Annotated in this window: 11 protein-coding genes; 3 read left to right on the top strand and 8 right to left on the bottom strand. The window is 54.7% G+C overall.

All coding sequences use genetic code 11. From position 1 onward, the window contains the following. Nucleotides 1–51 precede the first annotated feature (51 nt). The 5 genes from C2I18_RS13330 to C2I18_RS13310 form a co-directional block, all read right to left on the bottom strand. Nucleotides 52–375, bottom strand: a complete 324-nt coding sequence (locus C2I18_RS13330) for a hypothetical protein (protein WP_249901624.1) — start codon at nucleotides 373–375, stop codon at nucleotides 52–54. A 93-nt stretch (nucleotides 376–468) separates the two neighbouring features. After that, nucleotides 469–1,311 (bottom strand): hypothetical protein, encoded by an 843-nt coding sequence (locus tag C2I18_RS13325; RefSeq protein WP_249901623.1) that lies wholly within the window; start codon nucleotides 1,309–1,311, stop codon nucleotides 469–471. 186 nt (nucleotides 1,312–1,497) lie between these two features. Continuing rightward, complete coding sequence (gene kdgT / locus C2I18_RS13320; protein ID WP_249901622.1) at nucleotides 1,498–2,502, bottom strand: 2-keto-3-deoxygluconate transporter; 1,005 nt, start codon at nucleotides 2,500–2,502, stop codon at nucleotides 1,498–1,500. A gap of 173 nt (nucleotides 2,503–2,675) precedes the next feature. After that, on the bottom strand, nucleotides 2,676–3,707 hold the full coding sequence (locus tag C2I18_RS13315) for a tripartite tricarboxylate transporter substrate binding protein (RefSeq protein WP_481857940.1): 1,032 nt from the start codon (nucleotides 3,705–3,707) through the stop codon (nucleotides 2,676–2,678). Nucleotides 3,708–3,877: 170 nt separating this feature from the next. Next, on the bottom strand, nucleotides 3,878–6,229 hold the full coding sequence (locus tag C2I18_RS13310; RefSeq protein ID WP_249901621.1) for a helix-turn-helix domain-containing protein: 2,352 nt from the start codon (nucleotides 6,227–6,229) through the stop codon (nucleotides 3,878–3,880). A 183-nt stretch (nucleotides 6,230–6,412) separates the two neighbouring features. On the opposite strand from C2I18_RS13310, the gene C2I18_RS13305 reads away from it, so the two are divergent. The 3 genes from C2I18_RS13305 (at nucleotide 6,413) to hflX (ending at nucleotide 12,894) form a co-directional block, all read left to right on the top strand. Further along, complete coding sequence (locus C2I18_RS13305; RefSeq protein WP_249901620.1) at nucleotides 6,413–8,059, top strand: SWIM zinc finger family protein; 1,647 nt, start codon at nucleotides 6,413–6,415, stop codon at nucleotides 8,057–8,059. Further along, the gene (locus tag C2I18_RS13300; protein ID WP_249901619.1) at nucleotides 8,056–11,085 is read left to right on the top strand and encodes a DEAD/DEAH box helicase; all 3,030 of its coding nucleotides are present in this window, start codon (nucleotides 8,056–8,058) and stop codon (nucleotides 11,083–11,085) included. Before C2I18_RS13305 ends, C2I18_RS13300 begins: the two co-directional genes overlap by 4 nt. A gap of 540 nt (nucleotides 11,086–11,625) precedes the next feature. Next, nucleotides 11,626–12,894: a GTPase HflX gene (gene hflX / locus C2I18_RS13295; protein ID WP_249901618.1), complete on the top strand. Its 1,269-nt coding sequence runs from the start codon at nucleotides 11,626–11,628 to the stop codon at nucleotides 12,892–12,894. Nucleotides 12,895–12,982: 88 nt separating this feature from the next. Here hflX and C2I18_RS13290 read toward each other — a convergent pair whose 3' ends face one another. The 3 genes from C2I18_RS13290 to C2I18_RS13280 all read right to left on the bottom strand — a co-directional run bounded on the left by C2I18_RS13290 (nucleotide 12,983) and on the right by C2I18_RS13280 (nucleotide 17,414). Further along, the gene (locus tag C2I18_RS13290) at nucleotides 12,983–15,022 is read right to left on the bottom strand and encodes a collagen-like protein (RefSeq protein ID WP_249901617.1); all 2,040 of its coding nucleotides are present in this window, start codon (nucleotides 15,020–15,022) and stop codon (nucleotides 12,983–12,985) included. A 248-nt stretch (nucleotides 15,023–15,270) separates the two neighbouring features. Continuing rightward, nucleotides 15,271–15,993, bottom strand: coding sequence for a protein-glutamine gamma-glutamyltransferase (locus C2I18_RS13285; protein ID WP_249901616.1), 723 nt, complete (start codon nucleotides 15,991–15,993; stop codon nucleotides 15,271–15,273). Between the two features lie 149 nt (nucleotides 15,994–16,142). After that, nucleotides 16,143–17,414: a PucR family transcriptional regulator gene (locus tag C2I18_RS13280; protein ID WP_249901615.1), complete on the bottom strand. Its 1,272-nt coding sequence runs from the start codon at nucleotides 17,412–17,414 to the stop codon at nucleotides 16,143–16,145. Nucleotides 17,415–17,706 lie beyond the last annotated feature (292 nt).

Here is a 17,706-nt window from a genome sequence, read left to right as displayed (position 1 = left end):
TATAAACGATTCATTATCGCTTATGCAGCACTCTGGAATAGGAGAGCAAGATTACGACAGCCGGGGTGCGCGGCTGAGTGACGTGATATCAAAGGTACTTTTACCTTTCATTCGCGCCATCAGCCCGCTTTTGGCGATATCAAAGGTACTTTTACCTTTCATTCGCGCCATCAGCCCACTTTCGCCGAATTCAAAGGTACTTTTACCTTTCATTCGCGCCATCAGGCCACTTTTGCCGAATTCAAAGGTACTTTTACCTTTCATTCGCGCCATCAGCCCACTTTTGGCGATATCAAAGGTGCTTTTGCACTTCATTCGCGCCATCAGCCCACTTTTGCCGAATTCAAAGGTACTTTTACCTTTCATTCGCGCCATCAGGCTACATTTGCTGAAATCAAAGGTACTTTTACCTTTCATTCGCGCTACCAGCCCACTTCTGGCCAAATCAAAGGTACTTTAACACTTCATTCACGCCAACAGCCCGCTTTCGGCGATATCAAAGGTACTTTTACACTTTATTCGCGCCATCAGCTCACTTTTGCCGAATTCAAAGGTACTTTTACCTTTCATTCGAGCCATCAGGCCGCTTTTGGCGATATCAAAGGTACTTTTACCTTTCATTCGCGCTACCAGCCCACTTTTGGCGATATCAAAGGTACTTTTACAATTCCTTCGCGCCATCAGCCCACTCTTGGCGATATCAAAGGTACTTTTACCTTTCATTCGCGCCATCAGGCCACTTTTGCCGAATTCAAAGGTACTTTTACCTTTCATTCGAGCCAACAGGCCACTTTTGCCGAATTCAAAGGTACTTTTACCTTTCATTCGCACCACTAGCCCACTTCTGGCCAAATCAAAGGTACTTTTACCTTTCATTCGAGCCATCAGCCCGCTTTCGACGATATCAAAGGTACTTTTACCTTTCATTCGCACCACTAGCCCACTTCTGGCCAAATCAAAGGTACTTTTACCTTTCATTCGCGCCATCAGGCCACTTTTGCCGAATTCAAAGGTACTTTTACCTTTCATTCGCACCACTAGCCCACTTCTGGCCAAATCAAAGGTACTTTTACCTTTCATTCGAGCCATCAGCCCGCTTTCGACGATATCAAAGGTACTTTTACCTTTCATTCGCACCACTAGCCCACTTCTGGCCAAATCAAAGGTACTTTTACCTTTCATTCGCGCCATCAGGCCACTTTTGCCGAATTCAAAGGTACTTTTACCTTTCATTCGCGCCATCAGCCCGCTTTCGCCGAATTCAAAGGTACTTTTACCTTTCATTCGCGCCATCAGGCCACTTTTGCTCAATTCAAAGGTACTTATACACTTCATCCACCGACGCGCCAGCCCGCATGAAAATGGTCCCGGACAAAAGCCTGGCAGTCCACTAAAAAAGGACCCTCCGGAGCAGCCGTAAAAGGCATCCGGAAAGTCCCGCAAGGGTAAGCAATATATATTTATAAATCCACTAACTTGCGTTGTTAAAGGATGTTATTAAATCGCTGCTTTCTGAGCAGCAGCATCTGACGGGCTGTCGGCTGCAGGCGGGTTCTTTTTCTTCATAAAGTCTGAGTAGTAGGCGGTGATGATCGGCACCAGAATGGAGGTGACAATAACCGCTGCTGCTACAAGCGCAGTCGCCGTCTCGGCGGCCGGCAGGAATTCAGGCTTCATGTTCGCTACCAGCATCGGGTTGGCAACAGCTGCTCCGGCGGTACTGGAGGCGGCAATTCCGGCGGTTCCGTTGCCTCCGCCAATGAATTTATCAGCCAGAATGAGCGGAATACCGGTGATTATAATTACCAGTACGCCCAGCAGAATACCCAGCAGGCCCGTGTCCAGAATGACGCCAAGGTCAATGGAGCTTCCCAGCGCAAAGCCGAAGAAAGGAATGAGCGTCTGTGTAGCTTTGCCGAAGTAAGTCCGCAGATCGTGGTCGAGGTTACCCAGAATAAAACCGATCAGGAACGGCAGCACAGCGCCGACAAATACATGCGGTTCAAACACGGCTACGCCGGTACTTCCGAGAATCAGCATGGTCACCAGCGGTCCGGATTCCAGTGACATCAGGACAAATGCGCCGGATTCTTCTTTGGTGCCGTACTGCTGCATAATGGAAGCATACAGTCCGCCGTTCGTCATATCCATTGCAGAGACCAGCGCAAGCACCGACAAGCCGGCAAAAAATCCGGTCTGCACTCCGCCCTCCGGCAGGAACTGGATCGCAATCATCGCGACTACCCAGGCTACGGCGATCTTGGTCAGCACCAGAGTACCCGATTTACGCAGCACTGCTCCTGTAGCTCTCACATCAATTGCGGCTCCCATACAAAAGAACCAGACTGCGAGAATCGGTACAGTTCCTGTCATCAGTCCTTTGGTAAAACCGCCGAAATAATCGCCTGCAGTCGGAAAAGCAGTGTGAATGATGGCCCCCAGGAACAGTGGTACCAGCATCATCCCTCCGGGAATCCGGTCTAACGCTTTTTTAATTTTCATAGTTGTCTCCAGCCTTTCTTCTTAAAAAAATTAATATTTCCTGCATAAAATTGAACTTTTTTCCGCAAGAGGGCACAGCAAACCGGCCTATGAGTGTACACGCTCCTGCAGCCAAACCGCAGGCAGCGGACTCATAAGAAGAATGTTTGCTTGATTTTGACGGCGCTTTCAGATCACTTACGGCTCAGTCCAAGCTCGGGGATCATTTTGGAGAACAAGTCATTGCTTTCCTTCAATTGCCCTGAAAAAGCCTTGCCGTCCGTTACCTGCAGCCCCAGCCCGTTCACCCGCATATACTCGCGGAAGGATCTGTCCTCGGTTCCTTTGATAAATGCTTCTGTCAGCAGTGATGCGATCCGGTCCGGTGTATCCTTCGGTACGGCGATGCCGCGCCATGTACTGGTGAAGTTCACATGGATCCCGGTCTCTTCCTCCAGCGTCGGTACACCGGGCAGCGCTTCGGAACGTTTATCCGCGTTGACCGCGAGCGTCCGCAGCTTCCCTTCATCCACATACCTTTTCACCTCGGCAGGGCTTACAGGGACTGCATCGACGAACCCGTCCATAAGTGCGGATACAGCAGGTCCGGCGCCTTCAAAAGGAATATGTGCGAACTCCACGCCTGATTCCCGCTCAAGTGTTACAGCAGCCAGGTGCCAGATGCTTCCCGTTCCTGCGTTCCCCATTTTCAATTCCCCTGGATGCGCTTTCGCAAAGTCGAGAAACTCATTTACGTTCTGCCATGGCGCTTCAGCTCTCACGGTAATGGCAGAAGGGTCAAAATTCGTCTGGGCGATCGGCTTGAACTTCTCATAGGTAATCGGCAGCAGCCCCAGATGCGGTAAAATCGTCAGCTCCGCCGGAAGAAACGTGACCGTATATCCGTCACTTTTGGCATTCGCCCCTTCCATAAGCCCCACGGAACCCCCGCCGCCGGTGCGGTTAACCACAACAATCGGCTGTCCCAGAAACTTCTCTGTCGCTTTGGCCAAGGCTCTTGCCGTGGTATCCGTTCCCCCTCCTGCAGCATAAGGCACGATTAAGGTAACCGGCTTTTTGGGAAAATCACCGCTTCCGCTGTTTCCGCTGTGATCCGTGCCGGTCAGACGGCCGGATAGAAGCACGATGAACAATGCTGCAAGGGAAAATGCTATTCCGATTCCCAGTTTTGTCGTCCGTTTCACAGACCATCCCTCTTCCCTGATATTAAGAAATGTAACCTTGGGCCGGTCAGAACCATGTAGATAAAAAGCGGCCTCAGGTTTAATTTGTCACCCCCGAACTTTTGTTCAATGCCAGCCGGATGTCACCAGCTGTGAATGTTTTCTTAAGTAGAACATTAGCTTATCGGGGGGTCCCGTTCAATCGTATAATCTTACTCCGGGTCCTCAAAAACGCCGGAATGGCGCGGTTTTGGCTGATCTGCATACTCATTGGGATATTTGCTGCTCTCCCGGAACCTGCCCGGTGTGATCGATTTCACCTTCCGGAAGGCCCGGATAAAGCTGTTCTCATTCTGGTAGCCTACGAGCTGGGCAATTTCCGCAATCTTCAGACCGGTTCCCTGCAGAAGTTCACATGCCTTATCAATTCTCAGACTGGTCAGATAATCATAGACGGTTGTTCCTGTCTCTTCCTTAAAAATTGTGCTGACCGATGATACTCCCATATTCACATGCGCTGCGATATCCTGCAGGCCGATATTATGCTGCAGATTATCTTCCATATATTTGATCAGTTCCTGGGTCATCAGATACTCCTTGGACTGCCGGTGCACACCAAGAACCTCCGCCATATGAACAACTATACTGCACAGCATACCTTCAATATCTGACAAGTCCATAGTCGTTACCTGGTGCCGTGTATAATCCGCCAACTCCGGAGGAAGCCTGTGGCCGCCCGCTGCTGATATATTCAGGATTTCCTCCAGCAGATCATCTACGGAACGGAAAACCTTTTGCGGCGGCACCGCCTTCTTGCGGGTATCTGCCGACCATCTGTGCACCCACTGCAGCGCTGTATCCGCATCCGGGGATTTCAGCGCATGCAGCACTTCCTGCTTCCAGACATCATCGGCCGCACCGCTTTCATCCCATGGGTCAGACTTTGACGCAAATTCATGCACTCGTCCGTACCCTTCATAAAGACGGTAGGATAAAGCCAGTTCAGCCCCTGTATATGACCGGGCAACCTGGGCCAGCGAAGCTGCCGGTTCGCCGGTCCCGATGGAAACCGAAATTTTCAGCACTTCCTGCAAGATACTAATCAGCCTGCCGGCATCTTCAGTGAGCCCGTGTTCTCCGCCCGTTTTGGATTGCAGCAGCACGAACAGGCTGTCTTTTCCGGGAGAAGCCGTCACTGTACGCCAGCCCGGCTCAAAATGCTCAAATACGATATTGTTCATTGCATATTTCAGCAGCAGCTGATCTTCCTCCATATAAGCGGATGTCCACTGAGAATGGCGGTCTATGGAGATCAGCAGGCACTCAAACGGCCCGTCCGACCAGTCATTGAAGTAATGCTGCCATTTGGTCTGCGTCTCCTGGGTTCCGATGCTGCGGGTAATCAGATCGTTCACGAATTTGGAGCGCAGCTCCGGCAGACTCCACTCTGCCACCAGAGATTTGCTCTGGAAATCACCGACCAGCTTGCTGATCACCGGCTCCAGATCGTACAGATTGCCCTGTGCCGCTCTTGCCGGGTCGGGAATCAGCAGCTTGTTGATCCGCTTCAGCGGCCGGAAGGCGGCGAAATTGTAATAATAGATGGCAGAACAGCCGATAGCGATGGAGATCAATGACAGCATCAGCATAATGTTGCGGGCGATTTTGACATTTTTGAGCAGCTGCTCCATCGGCACCAGGGAGACCATCCGCCAGCCGGTAACATTGGAAAAGGTCTGGTTGGCCATATATGCCTGCCCTTCGATCTCCACGTGTGCAAAGGGACTGACATCAATCCGGGTCAGCACCTCATCCATATCCTCTTCCGGAAAAGGAAGATTGAGCTTGGGATAAATCAGCGCCCCTTCCAGATCGTACACCAGCTGATAGCTGGACAGATGAGTGTACATTTTGGAGAACAGCCGGTCATAGTCCAGGTCGATCAGTACCGCACCGGCCACTTCACCGTCCCGGACAATCGGCCGGGCCAGCGAGAGCAGCTCCGTGCCCCTGAGCCGGGAGTCTTTTCCGGCATACTGCCTTCTTTTGATCAGAAGCGGCTTGTCTTCAAGCTCCTTGATCCACCCGCTCCACTCATGCTCCGGCGCTTCTTCCCAGTCTGCCCGGTAGCCGTAGCGGCTGGAGAGAACGGACTGGTCCCGGAATTTGATGACACTGATGGAGCGCTCCTCCGGCTCGGTAGCAAGCGTAGTCAGGTAATTATGCGGCTCGGCAGCAATGCCTTCGTTATCCGCCGTATCTGCATCCATAAATTTGTGGACCGCCGGATGAAACGACAAATCCACCGCTTTATCGTCCGATTCCCGGAATGCCCGGCCCAGCACATCCATATTAATCTGCAGCAGCTCGACATTCGGCGTGTTCAGCTCGGTATCAAGCGCTTTGCGGTATTCTCTATAAGAAAACAGGCCGATCATCGTAATCAGCAGGGACACACTGACGGTCAGGAACAGGATCAGCCGGGTCTGTCTGTTGTTAAGCAGATATTTTAATTGAAATCGCAGCATGGGTGCAGCTTCATCCTTCCGCAGTTCTCTTTTCATGCAAGTCCTTAGCGTATCATGTCTCTCATTACTTCAATATGCAGCACGTCATACCTGCTAACTTTTCACAGAAAGCGGGATATACTTGTCATAGATGGTATAATTGCAAGATGAACGGCCCTGCTGGCCTTTACAGGACAGTACCCGTTTCAAGAACATTTTTGCCACAGGAGAAGAATTGACATGCAGCCTAACTATGCCATGAATGATGCCGGATGGGACAAGCTCATTGCGGACGTGGCCTATCTTTTTGACGATCTGACCCTCAAACGGGGGTTTCAATATTATAAACAGAAAAAAGTCCGGGCTCTGCGGATGGTCTCGGCACAGACCGTTATGGCACTGGTTGAAGGCAAAGAGGACTACAGTGTAGTCATGGAAACGGACAGCCTCTCCGGCAGCGAGTGCAGCTGTACAGAGCCCAAGCCCTGCAAGCACATGGCAGCCGTACTGATGGGCTATGCCGAGTCCCAGGAGCGGCCTTTGCATCTGATTGCCAACGCCAAGTCGGCCGCAAGCCGGCTTAAGGCCGAAGAAGCCTCCGGAGCAGCTGTTCAAGGAAGCTCGCGGAAGGAGCGGCTGCAGCAGCTCTCCCTTCTTATCCGTGAGGGAACAGATCTGGAAAAGTGGCGGGAATATATGACTCTGGCAACAGCCCCGCTGGCCCAGTCTGTACGTAATCCGTCTTATACCGGCAAGGCGCTGGAGAACATATTGGCGAACGCGCCCCGGCTCTCTTCTGCAGCCATGCTCCTATTTGAACTGCATGCCCATCTCTTTGTACTGGAGAGTCTTCTGAAGCCTAATACACTCCATATTCCCGGAGCGGTCTCAAATACAGGCTACTCCTCACTTGGTTACTACACTTCCATCGCTGTCGCTGAACTGCAGGAATCCATAACCGGCCTCGTGAATCGCGCGCTGCCGCTTCCTGAAGAACCGGAAAGCTGGCCGGTGGTCAAGGATACTTTAACCTATCTGCGGCGGGAGATGCTGACTGAACCGCGTGAACGTTCACGCGAACAGCCCTATTACTCCCTGTGTTATGATCTGGTCTGGTGTAACTGGATTGTTCCGAATGCAGAGGACCAGACCATCTATACAGAAGAGCTGCAGGCGCTGCGCCTGATGGAAGATGAGCTGGGCGCGGCCGGCTCCCGCCATGCCCTGCTGCTGGCAGAGAGCCGGATGCATTACTATCTGCAGGATGACCGGGCAGCCCTGGAGCTGCTGGGACAGGCGGGCGAGCGGCCCGGCGTATACCCGGGCGAGCTTATGGGCTTCCTCGCTCCGCTGAAGCAAGCCGGGCAGTGGTCCCGGCTTGCAGCCTGGCTGAGGGAAACCGGACCGCTGCTGACCAGCCGCCTCTATAATCTGCGGGAGTATGCCGGCTACTGGGATGAAACGGTACGGCACATGCCGGAGGCCGAGCCCATGATGTGGGATACGCTGGCCGGCATGCTGCCCTTGTCCCGGGAGATTTACGATGACAGGCTGCTTGCCTATGAGAAATGGCAGGAATGGATGGACTTTCAGCTGTCCTCCGGCAAGGCGCCTTCCGATTTCCGGGTCAGCGATCTGCAGCCGGTGGAGAAGAATGCGCCGCAGCTGCTGCTGCCGTTCTATCACCAGGCCGTCGAGCGGTTCGTGCTGGAGAAGAACCGGCACAGCTACAAAGCGGCTGTGAAGCTGCTCAAGCGTCTGGCCAAGCTGTACAAAAAATTGAAGCGCGAGGAGCGGTGGGAGGAATTTCTGGAATCCTTCACCGCCAAATACAGCAGGCTGCGCGCCCTGCTGGAAGAGCTGCGGAAAGGAAAGCTGATCCCATGAGCAAAGCGATGCGCAACATCACCGTTCAGCTTGCCTTAAGCCAGTACGGCGATGCACTGATCTACGGTATCGATGACAGGGATGATTATGTGCCCGGTGTCCAGCTTAAACAACGGCTGTTTTCGTGGCATGAAGAATCCTTCTATGGAACAGAGCTGACGCTCCAGAATGCCGACGGTGTCGATCTCGTCATTCTGCCTGCCGAGCAGGTTATTCCGTTCTTCGCTGAGCTGAAGCTGCTGCGGCATGTCAGCTGGAGCTGGCAGGGGGATGCGGCCCTGCTGACAGAGCTGGCACCTGTAATCGCCGGGCTCCTGGAGGAGAGAGATTATGCGCCCAGCCTGGAGGCCTACCGCGAAGGCCAGCTGCAGTGGAACTGGGATGACAAGGCACTTGCGCTCCTGGCCGAAGGACGCGGGAATGTGCAGGCGGCGCTGCTGGGCCTGCAGCAGCGTCCGGCCCTGTCCAAAGGGCTGCGTTCCGCCTTCTCGGCGGCGGTGTTCCAGCGCTATTACGGCACGGAGGCCGAAGCCGCAGACCTGCGCAGCGAATATCCGCTGCTGTTCAGCAGCAGCGGCAGCGCCGCCTCAGCCGGCATGGACGATGACAGCTGGCTGATGTCCATCGGGTGGAAGGCGGACATGGCGCCGTTCCGCCCCGCCCTGCAGCTGCTGGAGCCGGACGAGGCCGTCGGCCACTGGCGGCTCCGCCTGCTCCTGCAGGACAAGCGCGATGAATCCGCGCTTGTGCCGCTGCGGCTCACCGGGGACGGCGAGCCGCATGGCCAGTGGCCCGCAGCGTGGACGCCCCACGTCCACGAGCGCGCCTCCGGGTGGCTGTCGCGTCTGCGCGACAGCCTGCCCGGGCACATCGGCCAGGGGCACGATGTGCTGGGCGAACCGCTCGGCGATGACATCGCCTGGCGGTTCCTGACGCAGGACAGCCGGCGCCTGCTGGAAGCCGGCTGGCAGGTGCTGCTGCCGGCGTGGTGGGAAGCCGCCAGCCGCAAAAAGCCGCGCCTGCGCGCCAAGATCAGCTCCGGCGAGGGCAACCGCGGCGGCGCATCGCTGTTCGGGCTGGATGCGCTGGTCGACTTCGACTGGCGCATCTCCATCGGCGACGCCGACCTCTCGGAGGCGGAGTTCGCCGAGCTGGTCGCGCGCGGCGAGCGGCTCGTGCGCTTCAGGGGCAAGTGGATCCCGCTTGACCCGGCCCTCCTGGCCCAGATCCAGCGGGCCATGGCCGGCATGGACAAGTCGCAGGGCCTGTCCTTCCAGGATGTGCTGCAGCTGCACCTGCTCGGCAGCGGCGATGAACAGGAGGCCGCGGAAGCCGCAGCGGAGGACGCAGAGGAAAAGGCCGTCCGCTTCCGGCTGGAGGTCGAGCTGAACGAGCATCTCGTCCGGCTCATCGGCCAGCTCGGCCAGCGTTCCGAATGGCCGAAGCCGCAGGTTCCGGCCGGATTGCATGCCGAGCTGAGAAGCTACCAGCATGAAGGCTTCGCCTGGCTGGCCTTCCTCCGCCGATTTGGCCTCGGTGCTTGTCTGGCCGACGATATGGGCCTCGGCAAAACCGTACAGCTGATCTCCTATCTTCTTCATCTGAAGGAGCTGCAGACCACTGCTGCCTTGGACGGAAGCGCCCAATCAGCAGTGCGGCAGACAGACCCGCCGGACTGGCCCGCGCTGATCATCTGCCCGACCTCCGTACTCGGCAACTGGCAGAAGGAGCTGCGGCGTTTTGCTCCGTCCCTGAATGTGATGCTGCACTACGGAAGCCGCAGGCTGGATGCCGGATATTTCTACGGCGCCGCATCACAGGCTGATGTGGTCCTGACCTCCTATGCCACGGCCGCGCTCGACCAGGAGCTGCTGAAGCAGTTCACCTGGGCGGCCGTCTGCCTGGATGAAGCGCAGAATATCAAGAACGCCGGAACGAAGCAGTCGGCGGCAGTCCGCAGCTTCCCTGCACTGCACCGGATCGCCCTGACCGGCACGCCGATTGAGAACAGGCTCTCCGAGCTGTGGTCGATCTATGATTTCACTAACCCCGGCTATTTGGGCAGCTCCAAGGCGTTCCAGGACCGGTTCGCAAATGCGATTGAGAAGGAACGCAATGCCGAGAAGACTGCTGATCTGCAAAAGCTGGTCAAGCCCTTCATGCTCCGCCGCAAGAAGAAGGACCCGTCGATTCAGCTGGATCTGCCGGATAAGAACGAGATGAAAACCTATGTCCACCTCACGGCTGAACAGGCCGCCTTGTATGACCAGAACGTTAACGGTCTCTTGGAACGGATGCAGAAGCTGGAGGGTATTGAACGTAAAGGGGCTATACTGGCAGCACTGACCAGTCTGAAGCAGCTCTGCGATCATCCGCTGCTGCTGACCAAGGAGGCCCTGTCTGATCCTGATCAGGAGGGCGCGCTGGATACCGCTGCCCTGATTGAACGTTCCGCCAAGCTTGAGCGGCTGGTCGCCATGGTGCGTGAGCTGCGCGAGGAGAACGAGCGCTGCCTGATTTTTACCCAATATGTCGGCATGGGCAAGATGCTGCAGGCTGTACTCCAGCAGGAGCTGCAGGAGCCGGTGCTGTACCTGAACGGCAGCACTTCCAAAAGTGCCCGCGACCGCATGATCGAACAGTTCCAGACGCCGGCACCGCCTGCCGGTTCTCCGGCGGCCTCAGACCTTTCCGGTCAGCCGAATGTGTTCATCCTGTCACTTAAGGCGGGAGGCGTCGGACTGAACCTGACCGCTGCCAATCATGTCTTCCATTTCGACCGCTGGTGGAATCCCGCTGTGGAGAACCAGGCCACAGACCGCGCTTACCGCATGGGCCAGACGCGGGATGTGCAGGTGCACAAGTTCATCTCGCTGGGGACGCTGGAGGAACGCATTGACGAGATGCTGGAGAGCAAGCAGCAGCTCAGCGATGATGTGATTTCAAGCTCCGAGGGCTGGATTACCGAGCTGTCCACGGATGCCCTGAAGGATCTGTTCACGCTGCGGCGGGAGTGGATGGGTTAACCGGTTGCCAACATTTTACTGATGTGGTACACTGTACTCAACTTTTAGGAACGGAGGGTTGCTCGTGATAGATTTTATCCGGATTCGTACTTTACGCGGCTAATCGATTCGAATAGCGCTAAAGCTCTGCCCTGTGCAGAGGACTCAGGATAGGTCTGTCCATTTTCAAAGGCAACCCGCAAATGCAATTTAACCGGCGGACACTTGATTTCGCCGCATACGCCTTTAGGAATATGTACATCCATAGGAACAGGAACCCGGTTACCGCAGCAGCAGGAGCAGCTTTTTTCTGTTGTTTCATTTACGCTGTTACTACCGGTCTATTGTCCTCCTCTTCTATGGAATGCCTTAGGGAAGATGGCTTTTCATGTTCATCCCCTATTCTGTTGTCCTCTAATATAAGCACAGGCAGCCTGCCTGTGTTTTTTTGTATTCCCATGTTCATTATCCGGTGATCATGAGCCTGGAGCCTGCGATGTACGAATCCTGCTGCAAAGTATCCCTATGCCCTAATCCAACTTTCAGGAGGTAGAAAAATATATGGAATCTGTACAACAACAAGCAATTATTGTCGGCGTGGAGCTGCAGAAAGAAACGAACTTTGCCTATTCTATGGAGGAGCTGCGCAATCTGGCAGCAGCCTGCAATATCAGGGTCATCGGCGAATTAAGCCAGAAGGCCAGCCGGATCAACCCTTCACACTATATCGGCACGGGGAAAATCCAGGAATTGTCCCTGCTGCTGGAAGACGAAGATACGATTGTGATTTTTAATGATGAGCTGACACCCTCCCAGATCCGTAACCTGGAGTCGTCGCTGGACCGTCAGGTGATTGACCGGACAATCCTGATTCTGAACATTTTTGCAGAACGGGCAAAAACCAAGGAAGCCCAGCTTCAGGTGGAAGTAGCCCAGCTCCAGTATATGCTTCCGCGGCTGACCGGACTCCGTGAATCGCTCGGCAGACAGGGCGGCGGAGCCGGCCTCAAGAATAGAGGCGCCGGTGAAACCAAGCTGGAGCTCGACCGCAGACGGATTGAGGAACGAATCTCTGCCCTGCAGACCGAGCTGCAGACCCAGGTTGCCAGACGCCAGATTCAGCGTAAGCAGCGGCATAAGAACGAGGTACCTGTTATCTGTCTCGTAGGTTATACCAACACCGGCAAGTCCAGCCTGATGAATGTTATGGTAGAGACCTATCACCCTGGAACCGGCAAGCAGGTTTTTGCCAAGGATATGCTGTTCGCCACCCTCGAAACTTCGGTACGCAGCATTAAGCTGCCGGATCAGAAGACGTTTCTGTTAACAGATACTGTAGGCTTTGTAAGCCAGCTGCCCCATCATCTGGTCAAAGCATTCCGCTCGACACTTGAAGAAGTGACTGAAGCCGATCTGCTTATTCATGTGGTCGACATTTCCGACCCGCAGCATGAGCAGCATATGGCTGTTACCGCTGAAACGCTGAAGGCGCTTGGCGCAGACGGGATTCCGACCGTATACGCTTATAACAAGGCTGATTTGACTGATAAAACCTACCCGGTTGTTGAGGGAGATTCGGTCACGCTTTCGGCCAAAAAAAATAGCGGAATCGCCGAGCTGACCGGCCTGATCCGCAAGCATGTGTTCAATGATTATGTCCAGTGTGAAATTCTGGTTCCATTCGACCGCGGCAGCATTGTTTCGTATTTTAACGAACATGCGCATGTGCAGAAGATCAGCTACGAAGAGCAGGGCACCAGGCTGCTGCTGGAATGCAGAGCTGCCGACTACGAAAGATTCCGCGGGGACTTCGTTGAGCTTCAGCAATAAAAAATGATGCAGCAAAGGAGCTGGCCCAGAGGTCTGATGACCAGGGCGCAGCTCCTTTGTTTATTATTATAAAAACACGCAACCGGACTTAAGCGATTCTATGGACAGACCATACGATACCCGCAGAACTGCTTCCCAGGTCAATCGGAATAGTTAAACCGTCGGCAGCATAGAACAGACCAATCACATCGCCTGCGTTTAGTTCGAATTCGCCGTTCATGGTCACCGTCCCGTTGCCCAGGATCGTCCGCAGCGTCAGTACAAGTGCTACGTTAACGTTCAGCAGCGGGAATAACCCGCTCACCAAATCCGTTGTCACAGGGGAAGTTCTCCGCACGACGAAAGCCGGATCCACCCCCGCGCCCAAGCTGAGTGAAATTGCCGCTGTTGTCGAGTAATTGATTGTCGCTTCAATTGAATATCTGCCGGTTGCCGGGACAGTGTAATTCCCTGCAGCTTGGTCAAATGTAGCACTGTCATAATACGGGGAGGCCACACTCCAGCCAGTGAGCTGTTGGCTGGTTGTAACTGACAAGGCAGGCAGGAATGCCGAGAATCCTTCAGAGGCAAAATCCGGTCCGGTCGCACCGGTGGCACCTGTCACGCCCACTCCTGTTGCGCCTGTTGCACCTGTTACGCCTACTCCTGTTGCGCCTGTTGCTCCTGTTACGCCTACACCGGTGGCACCTGTTGCTCCCGTCACACCATCTGCACCAGTCGCTCCTGTTGCACCAGTTACGCCTACACCAGTTGCACCCGTTGCACCTGTTACACCTACGCCCGTCGCTCCCGTTGCACCAGTCACTCCCGTTGCACCAGTCACTCCGGTGGCACCAGTTACACCTACGCCAGTCGCCCCGGTAGCTCCCGTTGCTCCCGTCACGCCATTTGCCCCAGTCGCTCCTGTTGCACCAGTTACGCTTACACCTGTTGCACCCGTTGCCCCTGTTACACCTACGCCCGTCGCTCCGGTGGCACCAGGCACTCCGGTGGCACCAGTTACACCTGCTCCAGTCGCACCGGTAGCTCCCGTTGCTCCCGTCACGCCATCTGCACCAGTCGCTCCTGTTGCACCAGTTACGCTTACACCTGTTGCACCCGTTGCCCCTGTTACACCTACGCCCGTCGCTCCGGTGGCACCAGTCACTCCGGTGGCACCAGTTACACCTGCTCCAGTCGCACCGGTGGCACCGGTCGCTCCCGTCACACCATCTGCACCTGTTGCCCCAGTTGCACCAGTTACGCCTGCGCCAGTTGCCCCCGTGGCCCCTGTTACACCTACGCCCGTCGCTCCCGTTGCACCAGTCACTCCGGTGGCACCAGTGACGCCTGCTCCAGTCGCCCCTGTGACACCGGTGGCTCCCGTTGCTCCCGTCACACCATCTGCACCTGTTGCCCCAGTTGCACCAGTTACGCCTGCACCGGTTGCACCCGTTGCTCCTGTTACCCCAACGCCCGTCGCTCCCGTTGCACCAGTCACTCCGGTGGCACCAGTGACGCCTGCTCCTGTCGCACCGGTGGCACCGGTGGCTCCCGTTGCTCCCGTCACACCATCTGCACCTGTTGCCCCAGTTGCACCAGTTACGCCTGCACCGGTTGCTCCCGTTGCACCTGTTATACCTAAGCCCGTCGCCCCCGTGGCTCCCGTTGCACCGGTTGCTCCAGTCGCGCCGGTTACACCTGCGCCCGTGGCTCCCGTTGCACCGGTGACTCCAGGCGCTCCAGTCGCGCCGGTTGGCCCGGCCGGGCCGGTAATGCCGGGAATCTCTCCGAGCAATTCAGAGGAAACGAGCCGGTGGGCTGAAACGAGCTGGCCGGAGCCGTCTTTCCCCCAGAAGGAAATTTGGATCGGATCTTCAGCCGGGTTGACAGCCTGAGTTGTGAACAGAAACTCAAAAGCGTCAAAATCGGCAAAATAATCACTGGTAATCACCTGATTCGGAGCCACATTCAAAAATTGGCTGACATACAGCGTCCGCGTTCCGTTCATATAATATCCCTGAATCAGAACAGTGGATTCCGCGGCATCACTCAGGTTGTCAATTTTGATGGTAACCTGCTGGGTCGATCTCAGGCCTGTTGCTGATGAGATGCTGTTTTCGATAGGACCCGTGGATAAAAAGCTCATTCCATCAACTCTCCTTCTAACTTAGATTATGAACAGTCTCAAATCTAGCAGCACACTAAGGTGTCAAAAGATTTAATATAGTAATATTCCGTTCTTCCCCTTCCGGTGTGGACGTAAGACAACCTTTCTTCGCACAAAGTAACCCCTTCCGCCCAGACCTCCCGCCCGGCATTTACGCAAAAAAGGCAACCACCCTTTGCCAGGTGATCACCCTTTCCGGTCCGGTCTGCAGCTGAAGCAGCTTCCGGTTATTTAATGTATGATTTCACGCCAATGCGCGAGAAAATCGCATGCTGTGCACTTCTCTTCTGCAAACCAGGCCCGCCGGAGCGGGTCGCCAGTGACTGAATGTATGCAAAATCGGGGTGGAGCGCTTCATCCGTTAAATAGGCGGAGATCCGGCTACCCGGCACCCTTTTTCTATTCAGTGCGGCAATCATCTGCTCGGAGTCCTTGATGCCCAGCCCATGCCCGTAATACAGGCCATACCCCAGCATTACAGCATTCTCTCCCTGCCACTCCGGCTTCTCCGGATCATGGTCCGGATTCTTGAAATAGACGATGTCCCCCGGCTGCATATCCGACTTTTCAAAGGTTGTAATCATCCTCAGATTGCTGTCATAATTCCAGTCCCACAGAAAAAGATCCGTAAAATGCCGGTTGAAGGCGTTCTCCCCGATGGCTTCAATTGTTGCTTTATAAAGGATCATCACCATGGCCATTGCACATTCAAAGGCATACAGTCTTCCATTCTCAAAAATATCGCTGATTGCATCCGAAGGTCTTACATCATTCCTTAGCTGAAATCCTCCATTGTTCGTCCGGATCCAGTACTTCGGATTGCAGCGGGAGTTCTTAAACGAGGAAAAGGTTGTGCCGCCAGCATCCATCACTCTGGCTGTCGATAGAATTTCCTCACGCATATTCCGCTCAAACTCTGAAGCAGCGGGTATGCCATATCCAATCCCCACTTGCGCTTCCCCCTTTCATAATCCATCCATAAAATATAGGTTATTGTACGTGTCGGGCCCGCGGTTGGTGCGGGGCAGCGGCAAGGTTTATGTACAAAAAAAATCAGCCCCGTATCAGGGACTGACTGAAGGCTGATTGAAGGCTGTTCTTATATCTGCTCTGTATCTTCCGGAATTCCCTGAAACCAGCGGTTCAGCTGCGCGGTCTCCTCAGTCAAAATATCGAGGTATACCGAAGTCCGGTAGTCTGTCTCTTTGAGGCTTTTTCCTGTAATCTCGGTGATCCGGTTCAGCCGGTACATCAGCGTGTTGGTGTGGATGTGCAGAAAGGCGGCGGATTCCTTCAGGCTGCCGTTCAGTGACAGATAGACGGCGACGGTCTTGAGCAAATCACTTTTATGTTCGCGGTCATGCATCCACAGCGGATAGAGCAGCGGACTGCGGCGGGATTGTTTGCGTTTTTGCTCCAGCATGACGGGAATAAACGCCCAGAACCCAAGCTCTTCATACAGCAGCAGCTCCCGGGTGTGGTAGGGCAGCAGCTTTTTGAGCTCCGGGATCGCCAGCGCTTCATGATAAGCCGCTGCGGCGCATGTATACTCCCTGTACAAATAACTGCAGCCCGCAGTTGCTGCGAAGCCTTCACCTCCCATATCCTGAACCAGCTTGTGCAGAAAGGAAGACAGCTGCTGTCTCCCTTCTCCCGGAAAAACTGATGTAAACAGGAGAATCACCCGGTTATGCTCAGCGGTCAGCAGCAGCAGCCGGTAGCCGGAGCTGGCATCTATCGTCTGGCGGAGCTTCAGCAGGAAACGGTCATCTGCGGTCCGGCTGCTCTCCAGCACTGCTATGTAATAGCTCTCCGGCAGCACAATAGAGCAGTCTTCTGCTTCCTGGCGGATGCGCAGCTCACTTTCGTAATGCGAGGTCAGCAGCTTCCAGAAAAAATCCTCATGCGTTTTGTCCTGCTTCAGCTTCCAGCCGCGCTGCTTCAGGAGATAACGTGCGGCGATGGCTGCTGCCTTTTCCACTACCTTCTCCGCATGCCCGGCAGTGAGATTCCCTCTGTCCACCACCCAGATGTAGCCGAGAATCTCCTGCTGATGTCTGATGCACACCGCCAGCCTCGGCCCTAGTCCAACCTCCATTACTGCAGGAATACGGATAGGATGGGCGGCATTCTCCAGCTGCTGCATCACGCCTTTTTTGCGGAGGCCAATGATTACTGTATTGGGTACACGTTTGCCGATAATCGTGGAAATGCGGGCCGGGTCACTCTCAAACTGATGGGAGCTGTAGCCGATGACATGATGGTTGCTGTCCTCTATGGTTACCTGGGCCTGCAAGGATTCACTGATGGTGTCCGCCAGGGATTCCATGCTGTCAAAAAAACGGTCAAATGTTGGCTCTGAAACTGTCATTATTCCCACCCCAACCCGCAGAATAGCCGAATCTTGTATCGTAGTTTACATTATATTACTCCTGAACGCGGCTGGCTACTGTTATATGAGATGAAACCTGACATGGTTTAGGATCTCTTTACTGTAAAAGCAATTATGAACTGGGCCCATCCGGCCCGCCACGCTTAGCTGAATTCAGAGGTATTTATACCTCTCATTTTGCCCAGTTGCCCGGTTCTGCTGAATTCAGAGGTATTTATACCTCTCATTTCGCCCAGTTGCCCGATTCTGCTGAATTCAGAGGTATTTATAC

It is taken from the genome of Paenibacillus sp. PK3_47, assembly GCF_023520895.1.
Taxonomy (GTDB): Bacteria; Bacillota; Bacilli; order Paenibacillales; family Paenibacillaceae; genus Paenibacillus_AQ.
The sequence above is the reverse complement of the archived record's forward strand: the minus strand, read 5'-3'. Positions and strand labels throughout refer to the sequence as shown.